Source organism: Streptomyces sp. NPDC001922, from assembly GCF_042891165.1.
Classification (GTDB): Bacteria; Actinomycetota; Actinomycetes; order Streptomycetales; family Streptomycetaceae; genus Streptomyces.
The window spans coordinates 40067-57663 of the sequence record NZ_JBIASV010000018.1 but is presented as its reverse complement, the minus strand read 5'-3'; the positions used below and the strand labels follow the sequence as shown (position 1 = coordinate 57663).

Here is a 17597-nt window from a genome sequence, read left to right as displayed (position 1 = left end):
GCAGGCGGATCAGGCAGCGGGTAGACCTCAGGCAGCAGACAGACCTCGGGAGGCGGGACAGTGGGCGAGAAGTCGGGCGGTGACGACCAAGGGCGCCGCGCCCGCGGCGGGGATTCCGGGGCTCCGGGGAGCGCGCCGGCGAAGGTGCCCCGCCCGGTCTACGAGCGCGAGCTGCTCCGGCTGCAGACCGAGCTGGTGATGCTTCAGGAGTGGGTGCGGTCCGAGGGCGCCCGGCTGGTCGTCGTCTTCGAGGGGCGGGACGCGGCGGGGAAGGGCGGCACCATCAAACGGGTCACCGAGCAGCTCAACCCCCGGGTGGCCCGCATCGTCGCGCTGCCCCGGCCCACGGAGCGGGAGCGGGGGCAGTGGTACTTCCAGCGGTATGTGGAACAGCTGCCCGCGGCCGGGGAGATCGTGCTGTTCGACCGCAGCTGGTACAACCGCGCCGGTGTGGAGCACGTCATGGGCTTCTGCACCCCCGAGGAGCACCAGCTCTTCCTCCGGCAGTGCCCCATCTTCGAACGGATGCTGATCGAGGACGGGATTCTGCTGCGCAAGTACTGGTTCTCGGTGAGCGACAGGGTGCAGGAGGAGCGCTTCCGGCGGCGGCTGAAGGATCCCGCGCGGCGCTGGAAGCTCTCCGCCATGGACCTGGAGTCCATCACCCGGTGGGAGGCGTACTCGCGGGCCAAGGACGACATGTTCGTGCACACCGACATCGCCGAGGCCCCCTGGTACGTCGTGGAGAGCGACGACAAGCGCAGGGCACGCCTCAACATGATGGCCCACCTGCTGTCGACCGTGCCGTACCGGGCCGTGCCGAGCGCGACACTGGAACTGCCGCCGCGTCCGCCGTCCACCGGATATCAGCGTCCGCCGCGCGACCTGCAGACGTACGTACCGGACCACGCGGCGGGGCTCGTGCGCTGACCGCTCCGGGATGCGTTCCGCACGGGTGACGGTGACGCGGCTCAGGCCTGGGCGACGGTGCCCCGGGCGGGCGGCGCGGTGGCGTCCCCACGGCTGCGCCGGATGGCCACGGCCATGACCAGCGTCCAGGCGTCGAGCGTGAACACCGCCACCCTTTCCATGCCCCCGAGGCCGATCCCGGGATCCTGCTGTGCGAAGAACAGGCCGGCCGAGATCACGGCGACCGCACCGGCGAGCAGGCTCACCGGGCGCAACCGGCCGAAGAGGGAGTCCCGGCGGACGAATCCGGCACAGAGCAGTCCGACGTTGCCGACACCCATGATGAACAAGGCGGCCAGGACGTGCAGGTTCTCGTCGACGTCCGCGGGGACCAGGCCCACCACGACGAACGCGGCTCCGCCGGTGCCGCACAGGATCCGGGCGGCCCGGGCAACCCCGCCCCGGCCCCAGCAGACGCCGGTCAGGACGATGCCGGCCAGCAACAGCGCCCCGTGGACGGCGAAGGACATATTCATCATGCTGTGCAGCGGCGAGCACACATAGCGCGGACGTGAGGTGTCCCAGACCTGGCAGTGGACGTTTCCCAGATCACTGATGTTGTTGCTGCCCCAGCTGTACGGGGTGCGCCACGCTGCCTCCACCACCAGTTGCACGACGAAGAACTGCACGGTCCCCACGACCCAGGCGACGGCGCCGATTCTGGTGCTCAAGTCGTCCACTCCCTCTGTTCCGTCCGTCCCGGATGGTCCGTCGGTGCGGAACATCCGTGCCCGTGAGGCCTCTCCGGCCGGGCCGGACCCAACTTTCCAGCCGGCGGCAGGCCGCACATCGCTGAGACGAGCGAAGGAGGGTCCCTCGTTTTCGGGACCGCGGACCGGGGCGTGCCGGCTCCTTTGGGGGAGGTGGCGAGCAGGGCGCCGGTACGGGAGGTCAGCGCATCAGGGGCAGGCTGCCGGTCAGGCGGTTGACCAGCTTCTTCGGGCCGAAGATTCCCACGGCGGCATACGTGAGTTCCTGCGCGGGCGTGGTGGCCATGCGCTCGCCGTATTCCTCGTAGGTGCGGGAGGACTGGGCCAGGTCACTGAAGCCCACGACCACGACGTCCGGATCGGACCCTGCCTCACGGTGGATTCGCGAGAGGTCCTCGGCGGTGGACTGGAGAATCGGTACCGGAATGAAGGTGATGCCCAGGTGCACACCGCCATCGGCGTCCTTGACATCCGTGCCGATCAGTTCGGGCACCTGCTGTCCCAGCGTGAGGGAGGTGACCGAGGCAGCGTTCAGGATCAGACCGGTCGGCAGTGCGCTGTTGACGACGATCACGCACTTGCTGGTGGTGACATCACGATGCATGGCGTTCCTTGCTCTCGGGTTCGGTGAAGCGTTGCCTGCGGTGGAGCCCGCACCCGGTCTTGGCGCCTCGCCGGCCCGGGAAGCCGGCCGAAGGCGTTCCCCGTACGCCTCAGGTCGTGATGGCGCGTCGCCCGTTTCGGGTGTCGGCCCCGGGGCGTTGCGCGTGTGGGGCGCTTCGGCCCACATCGGAACGGCATGTGAAGAACACGACCTGGCCCAGCATTTCCCCTCACGGCGCGGTCTGGTGCGGTGTCCGTGTAGTGATCATGGAAGTCGGCGTGAGGGAGTGCGTCAACGCACGCCCAGTATCTGAGACATGGCCCTTCCCCATGGGCGCAACTCATCCGGAACGCCCGGAAGGGGTGGTGGGTGCCTTCCGCTGCGCATCTTCAATGCCCTTGATGAGTCCGTGAGTTGTGGCTCAACCGCGCGGGCGGTGTCGGCCGCATCCCTTCGTCCGTCCCCGGCTCCCGGCCCCGCATCTCCGGAGGCCTCCGTGCGTGCGGTGTCGTTCGCTCCGGTCAGTCCGCGATGCCGTGGAAGGCGATGACCCGGTCGATGCGGGCGCGCACCAGCCATTCGCCGGGTACGGAGTTGCGTTCGCCGTATGCGGTGGCGTTCTCCTGGCCCATGTAGCGGCCGCCGATGCGGGTGGCCCAGGTGCGCATGTCGTCCGGGTCGTCGGTGAACTCGGCGGTGCACTCCAGCATGACGTAGCTGTACGGCGCTTCCTGGTCGTCCACGCAGAGCGAGAAGCGCGGCTCCCGGCGGAGGGCGGTGTACTTCATCGACTGGTGCCAGGTGGAGAAGACGACACGGGTCGGGTCGTCCGAGTCGTCGAGGAGGAACCACACCGGGGTCACATGGGGGCGGCCGTCCTTGCGGTTCGTCGCCAGCTTCCCGGTGCGGGTTCCGGTGAGGACGAACGCCCGCCACTCGGTGTCGGTCATGGGCTGCACGGTGCCACTCCTCGTTGTGTCGCTGTCGCTGTCGCTGTCGCTGTCGCTGTCGCTGTCGGTGCGGGTGCGGGTGCGGGTGCGGGCCCCGGTCTCAGCTCTGCTGCGCCCGGAGCCCGGTCAGTGTGTCCGCCAGCCAGGCCCGTTCCGCCCGGGAGGTCGCCCGGGCGATGGTGAGCACCCCGCGGCGGAACGGGTCGTCGACGTCCTCGGCGCGCAGTGGCCGGTCACCCTCGTAGAAGAAGCTGCTCGGCTCCTCCAGGAACGCGAGCCGACGGCTCAGGACGTCCGCCTGCGCGACGGGGTCCGGCAGATGGCGGAGGAACGCGAGCAGGGTGAACCAGCGGTTCTCGTCGGTGATGAACGGCTCGTCGGGCTCGCGCAACGCGTCCTGCAGTGCCCGTTCGCCGTCGTCGGTGAGGCTCAGCATGTGGCGCGGCGCGGCAGCCGCACCCGGCTGCGACTCGCGCCGGAGCAGTCCGGCCCGCTCCATGCGCTTGATGGCCGGGTAGAGGGTGCCGTGGCTGATGACGCGGGCGTGCCCGGTCAGCCGGGCGATACGGGTGCGCAACTCATAGCCGTGCAGGGGCTCTTCGTGAAGGAAGCCCAGGACGGCGAGATCCAACATGCCGGACATGGCGACAGCGTAGAGCGTCGAACCGCCATATGTCGATTCGACTGTTGGCGGCTCGGGCAGCCGCTGTGAACGGGCTTCGACGCTCCGGATTTGGCGTTCTGCCGCGGTCTCCGGACTTCAGCGCCGGGGGTTGAGTACGGTGCCGCTGCCCTGGTGAGCCTGCCGAGCGGGGACGTGGCCGAGAGGGGGCGCGGGCGAGGGGCAGCCCCGCGGCCCCGGATCTCGGCCGCGGGGTCGTCAGTCCCCGGACGGGGGCTCGCTGCCGCCCGGTGTCCGGGGCTCGTCCGTATTCCCCTGGAGGAGAGCCACCACGTCGCTCGGGATGCGGAATCCCGAGGCCCAGGACGGCTCCGTCGGCATGCCGTAGATGGTGTGCAGCAGGAACGGCTCCTCGCCGGTCAGCACGCCTTCGTCCTCAAGCTCCCGGGACACCGTGCTGATCGGCCGGGTGAAGCCCTTGAGGGTCCGGTCGTCCGGGTACCCGGCCAGGTCGTAGACCGTGGAGCGGTCCACGAACCCTCCGTTGACGGCCGCCGCAGTCACGACCTTGGCCTGTGCGGGGTAGCGCTGCAACAGCTCGCCCATGAAGCGCATGAGGGGCTCGATGGTCCAGCCCCCCGTCGAGGACTCCGCTGCCGTTTCGGTGCCGCGCAACTGCTCCAGGTCGCTGACCGAGCTCTCGTCCACCTGCACGTCGAGCAGCTTCTCCGCCCAGGACAGCAGCTGTCCGGGGGTGAGCATGAAGAGCTGCGCTCCGGCGTGCTCCCGCAGTTCCACCACGAGTTCCGTGCGGGGGCGGGCCGGCAGGTCGCCCTCCTGGGAGATCCACCAGTCCTTCTTGACGTCCCCCGTGACCAGGAGGACGTCGCAGTCGCGGCGCGATGCCTCCTGGAGGAGCTGCACCCAGAGCAGGTAGTCGCCGGCGGCCTGCTCCGGTGGCTTGCTCCGGAAGTCCTCGTAACCGGGCGGGATCTCCTCGTCGGCCCGCTCCTGTGCCTCCTGTACGGCCTTGTCGTGTTCCCCCGGTGACAGGGGCTCGCCGATGCGGCCTCGCAGCAAGGGTTCGAGCCGGGTGAGCACCGGGTCGGTGTGGGTTGCCGCGGTCCCGGTGAGCGCGTCCTTCTCGGCTTGCGCCTGGATGAGTTCGGTGAGCTCGCGAACGGTCTCGCTCAGGGTCTCCAGTGCCTCGTCGATGCGCTGGGTGACCTCGGTGTCGTTCTTCAGGTGGACCGCGGTCACCCACCGGTCGAGGGCGTCCTCGGTGGAGCGGCCCACCTTGGTCAGCGCGGCGCAGGCCTCCTTGGCCTTCGTGCCGTGATGGTGCCGCACCGCGCGCAACTCCCGGTTGCGCCAGAACTCGGTGAGCACCTGATGCGGAATCCAGAGCCGGTCGCGGAGCTTACTCAGGGCGGCCAGGGTGTCCTCGCGGGTGCGCTGATTCGACCGGTAGAGGTTGAGCAGCACGTTGGTGTCGAGAACCACGAGGCCCGACTGGAAGATCCGCTGGTAGTCGGACTCCTGCGGGCTGTGATGGGCCTCCTCGCAGTCGAAGATCCCGCGTTCGTGCCCACCCGGCCCACCTGTCTCCTCGAGTGCCTGCGCCATGAATCAATTTCCCCCTGAATGCGGCCCCTTGACAGAAAACGGGGCGGAGAACGGGAGTATCGCAGTGGGGGAACGGCCACCGCAGGGACATGTGGAAGCGGGCAGGGGCGCGCGAGGCAGTGAGTGCGCCTCGTACTGGGTGGTGGGGACTCTGTCGGGGCTGTCGGCCGTGTCCGTGCCGGGGACGTTCGTTGGTCCTTGAGGTGGCCGTCGGATCCGGTCATCGAGGGGGCTGCGCAGGGGGCCTTGGTTCAGGAGGGCGGGGGCGTGGTCCGACGACACGGGTACGACGGAGGTGCGACGTTGGCCGGTACAGGGCGACCGGAGCAACCGGACGGAGACGGCTCGGGAGCCTTTCTCCGATGCTTCGGCAGGCAGTTGAAACTCTTCCGGGAGCAGGCGGGGCTGACACAGGCCGAACTGGGTGCCCGCCTGGGGTACGGCGAGGATCAGGTCTCGGCGGTCGAGCAGGGCCGGAGAATCCCCAAGCCCTTCCTCATCGACACGGCGGACGAGGTGCTGGCGGCAGGCGGGGTCCTGGCGGCGATGAAGGAAGAGGTGGCCCGGACGCGGTACCCGGCCTTCTTCCGCGACGCAGCGCGGCTGGAGGCGGAGGCGGTGGAGCTGCACGTCTACGACACCCACATCGTGAACGGGCTGTTGCAGACGGACGAGTACGCCCGGGCGGTGTTCTCGATGCGGAGGCCGTTGCTGGACGAGGAGACGATCGAGCAGCGGGTGACGGCGCGGCTGGCGCGACAGGAGGTCATGGACCGGCGTCCCGCACCGTTGATGAGTTTCGTCATCGAAGAGGTGGCGTTGCGACGTCCCGTGGGAGGTGCAGCCGTCCTCCGGGAGCAGTTGGCGCAACTCGTGGAGATCGGTCTCAAGCGCAACGTCGAGATTCAGGTGATGCCGACGAGTCGGGAGGAGCACGCCGGACTGGCAGGCCCGTTCACCCTGATCGAGACCACAGCGCAACGGAGCGTCGCTTACGTGGAAGTCCAGAACGTCAGCCGTCTTCAAACAGAGCGCGAGAAGGTACGGGAACTGGAAGCGCAGTATGGAATCATCCGGGCTCAGGCCCTCACGCCACGTGAGTCGCTGGCCTTCGTCGAGAAGTTGCTGGGAGATGGATGACCATGGAAGAGGCCATCGGAACCATGCACGGGCTCGTCTGGTTCAAGAGCAGCCACAGCAGTGGCGAGGGTGGTCAGTGCGTGGAGGTGGCTGCCCGGCCGGGTGCTGTGCATGTGCGGGATTCGAAGGACAGGTCCGGGCCGATGTTGTCTTTCACCGCGGGTGAGTGGGCGGCGTTCGTGGAGTTCGTCGCGCGGGGCTGAGGCTTGGTGGTGACGTGTCGCCCCGGCGGCCGGTGGGAACCGGCGGCCGGGGCGCCGTCGTTCGCGCTGCCGCTGCCGCTGCCGCTGCCGCTGCCGCTGCCGCTGCCGCTGCCGCTGCCGCTGCCGCTGCCGCTGCCGCTGCCGCTGCCGCTGCGACTTGACCCTCACGTTACGTGAGGCTTCAGGCTTCGGTCATGAGCGACTACTACAACGCCTTCGAGATCAGCCCTGTCCCTGACGCTGCGGTGGATGCGGTTCCGCCGGAGCCGTTCCGGGGCATCTACGCGATGCCGATGTTCGTCACGATCCCGACACCGGACCTGGCAGCGTCAGTGGACTTCTGGGTCAACGGATTCGGGTTCATCGATCTGTTCACCATCCCCGAACAGATCACCCACCTGCGCCGGTGGGCATTCCAGGACGCGCTCCTGGTGCCCGCGACCGGCAAGATGACGTCAACGCCGGCAGCGAGCGTGAGCTTCTCGTGCGTCCTCAGCGAGATCGACCGGATCATCGAGGCCTGCGAGGCGCTGCAGCCGGGTTGCACCGAAGGGCCGAGGCACACCCCTTGGAACACCGTTGACGTCGAGGTGGTCACACCGGAGAACGCGCGGGTGATCTTCACCGCCGCCAAGCCCTTCGATCCCGAGAGCCAGGAAGCCCGCAATCTGGCAGCGGTCGGCATCACGCCTCCGAATTCTGACGATCGCTGATGGGAGAAGCCGATGGGAGAAGCCGATGTGGAGAAGCCGATGGGAGAAGCTGATGGGAGAATGTGAGGTATGAGCCTGCCCGCGGACGCCGCCGAGACCTCCGGGTTGACCGTTGGTCGGGCGGCGGCGCGGCTGGGTGTCACCGTGCGCACCCTGCACCACTGGGACGAGACCGGCCTGGCCTCCCCCTCACTGCGCACGCACGGCGGATACCGCCTCTACACCGCCACGGATATCGCGCGTCTCCAGCGTGCGGTCGTGTACCGCGAGCTCGGTCTCCCGCTCGACACCATTCGGGAACTGCTCCAGGCCCAGGCGGTGGACCCGACCGTGGCGCTGCGTTCACAGCGCCACCAGGTCCAGGAGCGCATCGCACGCCTCAACGACATGGTCGAGGGCCTGGACCGGATGATCCGGGCGCACGAGCAGGGCATCCTTCTGACAGTTGAGCAACAGGCCGCCATTTTCGGCCCCGACTGGGAACCCGAAGGGGTCCTCCGTGCCCGGGAACGCTGGGGGGACACCCCGCAATGGGCCGAGTACGCCGAACGCGCCGCCACCCGGGGACCCGACGACTGGAAGGCCATCGCCCAGGCGAACGCGGCGCTCGAGAGCGACCTCGCCGTAGCGATGCAGGATGGCATCGTCCCCGGCAGCGCCGAAGCCAACCGGCTCGCCGAACGCCACCGGGAAGCCTTCGATGCCTACTTCCACCTGACCCACGAGATGCAGGTCTGCCTCGGGCGCATGTACCGGGAGGATGCCGAGTTCACCGCCTACTACGACCGTGTGCACCCCGGACTCGCTGCTTGGCTCAGCCGCGTCATCGACGCCAACGCACAGGCCCACGGCATCGACCCGGGCGCCGCTGCCTGGCGCTGAAACCTGGTACCGACGCCACCCTCGCCCAGGTGAGAGGGCCGGACGGTGGTGGTTTCCTCTTCCCCCACGCGTCGGCGCCGCGTGTCCGGCACAGCAGGTCACCGGAACCGTCGGGCCACCGCGTGGAAGGACTGCTTCGGCTCCCACTGCCCGGTCTCCGCGTAGCCGCGCCGCGTTCCGGTGGGGAAGGTCTTGACCAGGGCGAAGCTGGCGATGTCCAGGTCGTGGCGGCGCTGGGGTGAGTGGGGCGAGTCGGGGGCGATGAAGTTGTAGACGAACGCGCCGTGCACCCGCTCGGCCGCGTAGAGGTTCAGCAGCGCGCCGATCTCGTCCGCCTGTTCCCGCTCGTCCCGCACGTAGCCGTCCTTCACCACCGGAGGCTGCCGCTCCCAGTCCTCCACGGAGTAGCCCATGCCGCCCTGCTCCCTGGCTCCTGTGAAGGTGCAGCAGCCGAACTCGGTGATGACGACGGGCTTGCGGTGCCGGTGCAGGGCGCGCACCTGGTCGGTGTAGCCGGCCCGGTTGTCCGCGGTCCGGTACAGATTGCGCCCCACGACATCGAAGCCGTGCCAGTCGACCTTCTCCCACTCCCCGGAGGCGTAGGTGACGCGGCCCCGGAACAGTGTCCGTACGGTCCGCACGGCCCGGTCCAGGAAGGTGTTCAGCCGCTGCTGGTATCCGGCCGACTCGGGACGGTGCAGCGCCCGGCCGCGCTCCAGGTAGTCCTTGCCCGGTACCAGGCCGGACATGAAGATGGTCAGCTCCGTGCCGATGGAGATGCCGACGTCCGGGTGGCGGGTGCGCAGCCGCTCGGCGGCGCGTGCCACCTTGCCGAGGAAGGCGAGGGTCTCCTCCGCGTCGCGGTCGAACTGCCGGGGCTCGAACCAGACGAACAGCCCGTGCGCGGCCGCGATCGAGGCGGCCTCCGTCAGCCGGTCGAGGTCGTGCCCGAGCAGCAGGACCGCGTTGCAGTGCAGCTGCTCGCGGATGGCCGCGATCTCCCGGCGGACGTACTCGGTTCGCCAGACGTCGCGGTCCGTGTCGAAGTTGACCCCCTTGTAGGCGAGTCCTTTGTGGCCGAGTCCTTGGTGGGTGAGTGAGGAGGCGGTCCCGGGCGACGCCGTCGTGCCGGAGGGCGCCGGACGGGCACGCGCGGGGTCGGCGGCGCAGGCGGTGGCGCCGGCGGCGGCCAGGGCCGCGGTGCCCGCGAGCAGGGTGCGGCGGGGGATCGGTGCTGAGGTCATGGGGCCAGCCTGGGCGGGGAGTTGCCGGGGCGGCATCGGCCGACGGGCTCGGCCCCGCCGACGGAAGTCGGTGGCCCGCCCCACTTTCGGCGACCGGCGAGGCCGGGTGGCCGGGGCCGGGGGGCGTGCGGTGGAGCTCCGCACGGCATGGTCGGTCCGCCGACCCCGCGCCGACCCCGCGCCGCCCCCGTGCCGACCCACGCCGGCCCCGCGCCGGTCGCCCGGATGGCGAGCGCCCGTCGGCACGCTCGCCGCGCCCCGGGCGGACATGACGGCGATCCGGCGGTCCAGTGACGGGAAATACACAACGGCAAGGGTCGGCTGTTGTCCGGCTGTATACCGGGATGTCCGGTGTGGAAGAGCGCAGGGTGTCCGTTTGATTTCCCTTTTGAGTGCGGGTGCGCCGGTGTGCCCCGTGTTGCCGATGACTCCGGCATGGGGTGATATTGAGTGAGCGAGGCGGATTACAGGCGTCCTGGTTCGCTCGGCGACAACCCGTACCGGTTCGCATCGAGTTGGTGACCGATTCCGTCCCGTTTCCTTCCCGATTCCGTCTCCGGTGTCGGGTGGGATGGTGGCCGGGTTCTTCGCCTACGTACGATTTCTCTGCCGTCCGGACCTTTTCGTCGAACTGGTCCCCAGATTGCGGAAAACGTGCTCCCATTGCTTCCGGGGGTTAGAGGTGGCGGCATCGCCGGAAGTCGGGAATCGGCCCGATTCATACGGGAGTCGTGCGCGTTGGCCGCGTTGAACCAAGTGCACCGTCACGTGTCGTTCACAAAACCGCGGTTGAGGAACCTGCACATCTCGTTCGCAGAAGGCGCACGCGAATCCCATACGCCCTCATGGGGCGCCCGGTGTACCGCAGTTACGCGTTGATATGTCCGGTGCCGTGCGCCGGAAAGGTGCCTCGCGGAGGGTTGAACGGTGAACCATGTGAAGGACTCGTCACCATCCAGTGGTCAAAGCTGCACGTCAGGACGTTAAGGCCGTGCAACGTTCACCAAAACAGGCCCTGTTCGGCTGGCAGGTGCGCCGGTCGCCGTGATTTCATCTTGCGAGACGCGGAAGTTGAGTAAATGGTTCCCGGGTTCGGGTATCAAAGACGACCGTTGAACCGTCCGGATCGATTGTCGCCGAACCGGTCGGATCTTTTTCAAACACCCCAAAGCAAACGAAGGGAACGCAGGTCATGCGTAACGACTTCACCCCCCAGGTCGAGACCCGCGAGATTGCCGACGCCGACCTGGACACCATCTCCGGTGGCGTGCTCGGCCCGGTCGTCGCCGACACCGTTGGCACCGTTGACTCCGCTCTGCCGACGGTCGCCGGTGTGACCGGTCTGGCCAGCGAGGTCACCGGTGTCAACACCGCCCCGGTCACCGGTCTCGCCGGTCTCTGAGGCTGATCGCCACCAGGCTGCACAGCCGAGGGCGACTTCCGGCCCCGGGGGTCTCTTGAATCCCTGAGGCCGTCGTGAACCCCGGAACTTCTGTTCCGGGGTTCACGGATGTCTCCGGCCGCACCCGGTGTGTCATGCGCAGTTTGTCATGAGCAGTAATCGAGGGCGGATCCGTCCGCCGGTTGCTGTGTTACGGTCATGCACCGTTGTGCCTGATCGAGACGAATGCAGTTGAAGGAATAGTCCCGTGCAGTTCCGGCAAAAGGCGCTTTCCAAGCTGCAATCGCCTGAAGAGCTCGATGTGCCCGTGCGTTTCGCGCGGCCCCAGGGGCGGCTCGTGCTGGCCGTCACCATCGTCGTCATGGCCGTGGCCGGCTTCTGGGCCGTGACCGGCACCGTGTCCTCGAAGCTGAGCGCACCCGGCATCCTCACCCACGCGGAGGGCAGTTACGTCCTCCAGAGCCCGGTGACCGGGCAGGTCACCGCCGTCCTCGCCAAAGAGGGACAGACCCTGCGGGCGGGGGCCCCGGTGCTCGGCGTCCGCACCCAGCAGGGCACCCGGGCGGTCCGCGCCGTGGCCCCGGGCCGGGTGACCTCCCTGGTGTCCAAGATCGGATCCGTGGTGACCACCGGAACCGACGTCGCGACCGTGGAGCGGGTCTCCGACGCCAGGGACCCCCTGGTCGCCATGTTGTACGTCCAGGGCAGCAACGCCTCCACGGTCCCGGTCGGAGCGAAGGTGGACCTCACCGTGCAGTCCGTTCCCACACAGCGGTTCGGCGTGCTGCGCGGCCGGGTCCTCGCCGTCGGGCGGGTGCCGCAGACCCGGCGGCAGATCAGCGGCTTCCTCGGGGACAGCCAGCTCGGCGCGCAGTTCGCCGCCAAGGGCCACCCGGTGGCCGTCAAGGTCCGGCTCGAACGGTCCGCCGGCACGAAGTCCGGATACGCCTGGTCGTCGAAACAGGGACCGCCGTACCCGATCGAATCCACCACCATGGTCAGCGGAGCCGTGCACCTCGACGAGCAGCGCCCCGTCGATTGGCTGCTGCCGTGACCACGCCCCACGACACCTCCCGCACCGCGTCCCGGAACACCTCCGGCACCGCGCCCCAGGACGCCTCGAGCGCCGCGCCCCGGAACGCGTCCGGCACCGCGCAGGACGCCCCGTCCGCGGCCCCGCAGCCCGACCGCGGCCGGCGCCGGTCCGGCCCGAGCGGCGGCCGCCGCCGCCCGAAGCGGCCCGCCCCCGTGCCCAAGGGCACCCGGCAGAAGACCGTCCGCAGCCCCACCGTGCTGCAGATGGAGGCCGTGGAGTGCGGCGCCGCGTCCCTCGCCATGGTGCTCGGCCACTTCGGCCGCCACGTCCCGCTGGAGGAACTGCGGATCGCCTGCGGCGTGTCCCGCGACGGCTCCCGGGCCAGCAACGTGCTCAAGGCGGCCCGCTCCTACGGCCTCCAGGCCAAGGGCATGCAGATGGAGCCCGCCGCGCTCGCCGAGGTGCGCGGTCCGGCCATCCTCTTCTGGGAGTTCAACCACTACGTCGTCTACGACGGCATGGGGCGGCGCCTCGGCCGCCGCGGCGTGCACATCAACGACCCCGGCAAGGGCCGCCGGTTCGTCCCCATGGAGGAGTTCGACTCCAGCTTCACCGGCGTCGTGCTCACCTTCGAGCCCGGCGACGACTTCCGCCGCGGCGGCCGCAAACCGGGCATCATGGGCGCCATGCCCGCCCGGCTGCGCGGCACCTCGGGCACCATGCTGGCCGCGGTGATCGCCAGCTTCCTGCTGGTCGTCGTCGGCGCGGCGGTCCCCGCGCTCAGCCGGACGTACATCGACCTGTTCCTCTTCGGCCACCAGACGTCGCTGCTCGGCGTGCTCTTCGCGTCGATGGGGTCGGCCGTGGTCCTCACCGCCGTCCTCACCGGGCTCCAGCAGGCGAACCTGCTGCGCGGGCGCATCATCTCGTCCACGCTGAGCAGTGCCCGGTTCCTGCGCCACCTGCTGAGACTGCCGGTCACCTTCTTCTCCCAGCGCAACCCGGCCGACCTCGTCCAGCGCCTCCAGTCCAACGACACCGTCGCCGAGACCCTGGCGCGCGACCTCGCCGCCGCCGGGGTGGACGCCGTGGTCGTGGTCATGTACGCGTTCCTGCTCTGGGCCTACGACCCGCAGCTGACCGTCATCGGCATCCTGATCGCCCTGCTCAACGTGGTGGCGATGCGGGTGGTGATCCGCATCCGGGCCACCGGCACCCAGAAGCTGCGCGCGGACAGCGCCCGGCTCACCAACACCTCCTACAGCGGCCTCCAGCTCATCGAGACGATGAAGGCCACCGGCGGCGAGAACGGCTACTTCCGCCGCTGGGCCGGCCAGCACGCCACCACCCTGGACATCCAGCAGCGGCTCGGGGTGCCCAGCGCCGTCCTGGCCGTCGTCGCCCCCACCCTCGCCACGCTCAACAGCGCGATGATCCTGCTGATCGGCGGGCTGCGGGCGGTGGAGGGGCACATCTCCATCGGTCTGCTCGTCGCGTTCCAGGCGCTGGTGACCAGCTTCACCGCCCCGATCACCCGGCTGAACGGCGTGGCCGGCCGCATCCAGGACTTCGCCGCCGACGTCGCCCGCCTCAAGGACGTCGAGAACTTCCCGGTGGACTCGCTGTACACGCGGCGCGAGCCGGAGGCCAGCACCCGCCGCCTCAAGGGCCATGTGACGCTGGAGAACGTCACCTTCGGCTACAGCCCGCTGGACAAGCCGCTGCTCACCGACTTCTCGCTGTCGGTCGGCCCGGGTCAGCAGGTCGCGCTCGTCGGCGGCTCCGGCAGCGGCAAGTCCACCGTCTCCCGGCTGATATCGGGCCTCTACAGCCCGTGGGAAGGGGCCATCCGCATCGACGGGCAGCGGCTGGAGGACCTCTCCCGCAGCGCGCTGTCCGCCTCGGTGTCCTTCGTCGACCAGGACGTCTTCCTCTTCGAGGGCACCGTCCGCGACAACGTGGCCCTGTGGGACCCGTCCATCCCGGACGAGGCCGTCACCGCCGCCCTCAAGGACGCGGCGCTGCACGAGGTGATCGCCCGGCGGCCCGGCGGTCTGCGGAGCCGGGTGGAGCAGGACGGCCGGAACTTCTCCGGCGGCCAGCGGCAGCGCCTGGAGATCGCCCGGGCCCTGGTCCGGCGGCCCAGCATCCTCGTCCTCGACGAGGTCACCAGCGCCCTGGACGCCGAGACCGAACAGGTCATCATCGACAACCTCCGACGGCGGGGCTGCGCCTGTGTCGTCATCGCCCACCGGCTGAGCACCGTGCGCGACAGCGACGAGATCGTCGTGCTGGACCGCGGCGTCATCGTCGAGCGCGGCCGGCACGAGGACCTCGTCCTCGCCGGGGGACCGTACGCCGAGCTGGTCAAGGAGCATTGACGTGTCATCCGTGCACCACCCCGCCGCCACCGGCACCGGCGGGTCCGGCAGCGCCGCCGGCACCGGCGGGTCCGGCGATGTGGTGGTCGACGCTCTCGGGGGCCTGGGCACCGCGGTCGACTGCGCCGGTGTGCGCAGCCTGTCGCTGGAGGGGCCGCACGTGCTGTGGCTGGTGGCCGACGGCGCCCTGGACCTGTTCGCCGTCGACGCCGGCCAGCAGGGCCACTGGCACTTCCTCGGCCGGCTCGGCACCGGCACCCTGCTGCTCGGCCCGGTCGAGGGCCCCCGGCACACCCTGGTCGGCCGGCCGCTGCGGGGCTGCGTGCTGCGCCGGATCCAGCTCCGCGAACTCTTCCCCACCGAGTACGCCCCGGAGTACGGGTACGGCACCGGGAACGGGTACGGCACCGGGCACGGGTACGGGGCGCACGGCGGCTACGGAACCCACGGCGGCTACGGCGCCCCGGACGGTTACGGACACTCGGACGGCCACGGCACGCAGTACGGCTACGGCACCGCGTACGGACCGTCGGACGGCACCGGCTACGGCGACCCCTGGGCCCAGGGCCCCGCCACCGCCCTCTCCGCGCTGGACGACGCCTTCGCCCGCGGCGTGGGGCGCAGCCTGCGCGTGCTCCTCGAAGCACCCCTCGACGGGCAGCTCGCCCCCGGAGCCGGCGCGCCCGGCCCCGACTCCGACGAGGCCCCGGCCGTGGCCGCGGAGTCCGCGTACGGCTCGGCCGACGACGACATCCTGTGGATGCCCGTCGCGCCCGGCAGTGTGCAGTACGGCGCCGCCTACAGCACGGACGCCGCCGCCGACCTGCTCATCGACGGCGCCCTGTGGCAGCAGATGGTCAACCAGCTCTCCCGGCTGCTGTTCGCGCTGGACGGCTGGATCGAGCAGCTCGAACGCGCCCACGAGGACCGGACGGCCGCGGGCATCGAGGCCGGCGAGACCGTGCGCGCCCAGGCCGACCAGGCGCTGCTGGCCTCCATGAACCGGTCGCGGCGGGGCCGGTCGGGCCCGGCCGCCGGAACCGACGACGCCACCCTCGAGGTCTGCCGCAAGGTGGCGGCCGCGGCCGGCATCACCGTCAGCGAACCCACCGGCGGCGGGTCGCTGAACGACCGGCTCAACCCGGTCGAACGCATCGCCCTCAGCTCGCGCTTCCGCACCCGCGTGATCAAGCTCGACGGACGCTGGTGGCGGGAGAACATCGGCCCCCTGGTCGGCCACCGCGCCGACACCGGCGAGCCGGTCGCGCTGCTCTGGCGCCGCGGCCGGTACGAGGCCGTGGAGGCGACCAGCGGCGAGCGGACGCGCCTGGGCAAGGCGGAGGCCGCCGGAATCGAGCCCCGCGCCGTGATGTTCTACCGGCCGCTGCCGGAACAGGGGATGCCCGCCTGGCGGCTGCTGCTGTTCAGCCTCCGCGGCACCCGGCTCGACCTGCGCAACCTCGTGCTGGGCGGCCTCGTCGCGGTCGGCCTCGGCGCCTTGGTCCCCATCGCCACCGGCACCGTGCTCGGCACCTATGTGCCGAACGCCGAGAACAGCCTCATCGTCCAGACCTCCCTGGCGCTGGTGGCCACCTCCCTGGTCTCGGCCGCCTTCATGCTGCTGCAGAACACCTCCATCCTGCGCATGGAAGGACGCATCGAAGCCACCCTGCAACCCGCCATCTGGGACCGGCTGCTGCGCCTCCCGACGCGCTTCTTCGCCGAGCGGTCCACCGGGGAGCTGGCCAGCGCGGCGATGGGGATCAGCACCATCCGGCGGGTGCTCTCCGGGATCAGCTCGATCGCCGTGCAGTCCGGGACGGTCGGCGCGGTCAACCTCGTCCTGCTGCTCTGCTTCAGCGTCCCGCTGGCGCTGACCGCGATCGGCATGCTGATCGTGATCGCCTCCGTGTTCCTCGCCATGGGGCTGTGGCAACTGCGCTGGCAGCGGCGGCTGATCGAGCTCAACAACAAGCTCAACAACCAGGCGTTCCAGACGCTGCGCGGACTGCCCAAACTGCGGGTCGCCGCGGCCGAGAGCTTCGCCTACGCGGCCTGGGCGCGCGAGTTCGCCCGCAGCCGGGAACTCCAGCAGCGGGTCGGCCGGATCAAGAACCTCATCACCGTCGTCAACGCCGTCTACCTGCCGCTCTGCACCCTCATCATGTTCGTGCTGCTCGCCGGCCCGGCCCGGGGATCGCTGTCGACCAGCGGCTTCCTCACCTTCAACACCGCGGTGACGATGCTGCTGACCTCCGTCAACCAGCTCACCGGCGCCCTCCTCTCGGCCGCTGCCGTGCTGCCGATGTTCGAGCAGATCAAGCCGGTGCTGGACGAGGTGCCCGAGGTCCGCGGCGGAAGCACCCAGCCCGGTGAGCTGACCGGCGGCATCGAGGCCCGCGGCCTGTCCTTCCGGTACAGCGACGACGGCCCGCTCGTCCTCGACGACGTGTCGTTCCGGGTGCGGCCCGGCGAGTTCGTGGCGATCGTCGGCGCCAGCGGCTGCGGCAAGTCGACCCTGCTGCGGCTGCTCATCGGCTTCGACCGGCCCACCGCCGGCGACGTCCTCTACGACGGGCAGGACCTCTCGGCGCTCGACCAGTCGGCGGTGCGACGGCAGTGCGGTGTGGTGCTGCAGAACTCCCAGCCGTTCACCGGGTCGATCCTGGACTGCATCTGCGGCGCCGAGATGTTCTCGCTGGAAGAGGCCTGGGAGGCCGCGGAGATGGCCGGCCTGGCCGAGGACATCAAGGCGATGCCGATGGGCATGCACACCGTCCTCTCGGACGGGGGCGGCACCGTCTCCGGCGGCCAGCGGCAGCGGCTGATGATCGCTCAGGCGCTGATCCGCCGCCCGCGTATCCTGTTCTTCGACGAAGCGACCAGCGCGCTGGACAACGAGACGCAGCGCGTGGTGAGCGAGAGCACCCGCAAGCTGCGCTCCACCCGGGTCGTCATCGCCCACCGGCTGTCCACGGTCATGGACGCCGACCGGGTGATCGTCATGTCGGACGGCCGGGTCGTGCAGGAGGGGGCGCCCGCGGACCTGCTCGCCGATACGGGCGGCATGTTCCGCGAACTCGTCCGCCGCCAGATCCAGTGACCCGCTCGTCCG

16 protein-coding genes are annotated in these 17597 nt (G+C 70.0%); 10 read left to right on the top strand and 6 right to left on the bottom strand.

All coding sequences use genetic code 11. From position 1 onward, the window contains the following. Nucleotides 1-144: 144 nt before the first annotated feature. Nucleotides 145-930: a polyphosphate kinase 2 gene (gene ppk2 / locus ACFYYR_RS29190; protein ID WP_388860176.1), complete on the top strand. Its 786-nt coding sequence runs from the start codon at nt 145-147 to the stop codon at nt 928-930. A 41-nt stretch (nt 931-971) separates the two neighbouring features. Here the strand turns inward: ppk2 and ACFYYR_RS29185 are convergent, their stop codons facing one another. The 5 genes from ACFYYR_RS29185 to ACFYYR_RS29165 all read right to left on the bottom strand — a co-directional run bounded on the left by ACFYYR_RS29185 (nt 972) and on the right by ACFYYR_RS29165 (nt 5481). Further along, nucleotides 972-1640, bottom strand: coding sequence for a DUF998 domain-containing protein (locus ACFYYR_RS29185; protein ID WP_388860015.1), 669 nt, complete (start codon nt 1638-1640; stop codon nt 972-974). Nucleotides 1641-1860: 220 nt separating this feature from the next. Further along, a complete protein-coding gene (locus ACFYYR_RS29180; protein ID WP_388860012.1) occupies nt 1861-2283 on the bottom strand; it encodes a DUF2000 domain-containing protein in 423 nt (140 codons plus the stop codon). A 521-nt stretch (nt 2284-2804) separates the two neighbouring features. Continuing rightward, on the bottom strand, nt 2805-3233 hold the full coding sequence (locus ACFYYR_RS29175) for a PPOX class F420-dependent oxidoreductase (RefSeq protein WP_388860009.1): 429 nt from the start codon (nt 3231-3233) through the stop codon (nt 2805-2807). Nucleotides 3234-3333: 100 nt separating this feature from the next. Further along, nucleotides 3334-3867, bottom strand: a complete 534-nt coding sequence (locus ACFYYR_RS29170) for a PadR family transcriptional regulator (RefSeq protein ID WP_388860173.1) — start codon at nt 3865-3867, stop codon at nt 3334-3336. A 246-nt stretch (nt 3868-4113) separates the two neighbouring features. Next, nucleotides 4114-5481: a PIN-like domain-containing protein gene (locus ACFYYR_RS29165; RefSeq protein WP_388860006.1), complete on the bottom strand. Its 1368-nt coding sequence runs from the start codon at nt 5479-5481 to the stop codon at nt 4114-4116. Nucleotides 5482-5784: 303 nt separating this feature from the next. Here ACFYYR_RS29165 and ACFYYR_RS29160 point away from each other — a divergent pair, with 303 nt between their 5' ends. From ACFYYR_RS29160 to ACFYYR_RS29140, 5 genes are all read left to right on the top strand, one after another. Further along, on the top strand, nt 5785-6621 hold the full coding sequence (locus ACFYYR_RS29160) for a helix-turn-helix domain-containing protein (protein WP_388860003.1): 837 nt from the start codon (nt 5785-5787) through the stop codon (nt 6619-6621). Further along, a complete protein-coding gene (locus tag ACFYYR_RS29155; RefSeq protein WP_388860000.1) occupies nt 6618-6824 on the top strand; it encodes a DUF397 domain-containing protein in 207 nt (68 codons plus the stop codon). The genes ACFYYR_RS29160 and ACFYYR_RS29155 overlap by 4 nt, the downstream gene beginning before the upstream one ends. A 9-nt stretch (nt 6825-6833) precedes the next feature. Continuing rightward, nucleotides 6834-7001 (top strand): hypothetical protein, encoded by a 168-nt coding sequence (locus ACFYYR_RS29150; protein ID WP_388859997.1) that lies wholly within the window; start codon nt 6834-6836, stop codon nt 6999-7001. A 17-nt stretch (nt 7002-7018) separates the two neighbouring features. Beyond that, nucleotides 7019-7537: a VOC family protein gene (locus tag ACFYYR_RS29145; RefSeq protein ID WP_388859994.1), complete on the top strand. Its 519-nt coding sequence runs from the start codon at nt 7019-7021 to the stop codon at nt 7535-7537. Between the two features lie 69 nt (nt 7538-7606). Then, a complete protein-coding gene (locus ACFYYR_RS29140; protein WP_388859991.1) occupies nt 7607-8419 on the top strand; it encodes a MerR family transcriptional regulator in 813 nt (270 codons plus the stop codon). Between the two features lie 98 nt (nt 8420-8517). Here the strand turns inward: ACFYYR_RS29140 and ACFYYR_RS29135 are convergent, their stop codons facing one another. Further along, nucleotides 8518-9663 (bottom strand): abortive infection protein, encoded by a 1146-nt coding sequence (locus ACFYYR_RS29135; protein WP_388859988.1) that lies wholly within the window; start codon nt 9661-9663, stop codon nt 8518-8520. A gap of 1192 nt (nt 9664-10855) precedes the next feature. Here ACFYYR_RS29135 and ACFYYR_RS29130 point away from each other — a divergent pair. The 4 genes from ACFYYR_RS29130 to ACFYYR_RS29115 all read left to right on the top strand — a co-directional run bounded on the left by ACFYYR_RS29130 (nt 10856) and on the right by ACFYYR_RS29115 (nt 17585). Beyond that, a complete protein-coding gene (locus tag ACFYYR_RS29130; protein ID WP_388859985.1) occupies nt 10856-11065 on the top strand; it encodes a type A2 lantipeptide in 210 nt (69 codons plus the stop codon). A 247-nt stretch (nt 11066-11312) separates the two neighbouring features. After that, the gene (locus tag ACFYYR_RS29125) at nt 11313-12119 is read left to right on the top strand and encodes an HlyD family efflux transporter periplasmic adaptor subunit (RefSeq protein ID WP_388859982.1); all 807 of its coding nucleotides are present in this window, start codon (nt 11313-11315) and stop codon (nt 12117-12119) included. Between the two features lie 245 nt (nt 12120-12364). Beyond that, entirely contained in the window at nt 12365-14482 is a 2118-nt protein-coding gene (locus tag ACFYYR_RS29120; protein ID WP_388860171.1) for an NHLP family bacteriocin export ABC transporter peptidase/permease/ATPase subunit, read from the top strand. A gap of 1 nt (nt 14483) precedes the next feature. Beyond that, entirely contained in the window at nt 14484-17585 is a 3102-nt protein-coding gene (locus tag ACFYYR_RS29115) for an NHLP bacteriocin export ABC transporter permease/ATPase subunit (RefSeq protein ID WP_388859979.1), read from the top strand. Nucleotides 17586-17597 lie beyond the last annotated feature (12 nt).

Bases quoted from the DNA above. Each gene is read 5' to 3' on its own strand.
- ACFYYR_RS29180 (WP_388860012.1), bottom strand. From the start codon at position 2,283: ATGCATCGTGATGTCACCACCAGCAAGTGCGTGATCGTCGTCAACAGC.
- ACFYYR_RS29175 (WP_388860009.1), bottom strand. From the start codon at position 3,233: ATGACCGACACCGAGTGGCGGGCGTTCGTCCTCACCGGAACCCGCACC.
- ACFYYR_RS29170 (WP_388860173.1), bottom strand. From the start codon at position 3,867: ATGTTGGATCTCGCCGTCCTGGGCTTCCTTCACGAAGAGCCCCTGCAC.
- ACFYYR_RS29165 (WP_388860006.1), bottom strand. From the start codon at position 5,481: ATGGCGCAGGCACTCGAGGAGACAGGTGGGCCGGGTGGGCACGAACGC.
- ACFYYR_RS29155 (WP_388860000.1), top strand. From the start codon at position 6,618: ATGACCATGGAAGAGGCCATCGGAACCATGCACGGGCTCGTCTGGTTC.
- ACFYYR_RS29145 (WP_388859994.1), top strand. From the start codon at position 7,019: ATGAGCGACTACTACAACGCCTTCGAGATCAGCCCTGTCCCTGACGCT.
- ACFYYR_RS29140 (WP_388859991.1), top strand. From the start codon at position 7,607: ATGAGCCTGCCCGCGGACGCCGCCGAGACCTCCGGGTTGACCGTTGGT.
- ACFYYR_RS29135 (WP_388859988.1), bottom strand. From the start codon at position 9,663: ATGACCTCAGCACCGATCCCCCGCCGCACCCTGCTCGCGGGCACCGCG.
- ACFYYR_RS29130 (WP_388859985.1), top strand. From the start codon at position 10,856: ATGCGTAACGACTTCACCCCCCAGGTCGAGACCCGCGAGATTGCCGAC.
- ACFYYR_RS29120 (WP_388860171.1), top strand. From the start codon at position 12,365: ATGGAGGCCGTGGAGTGCGGCGCCGCGTCCCTCGCCATGGTGCTCGGC.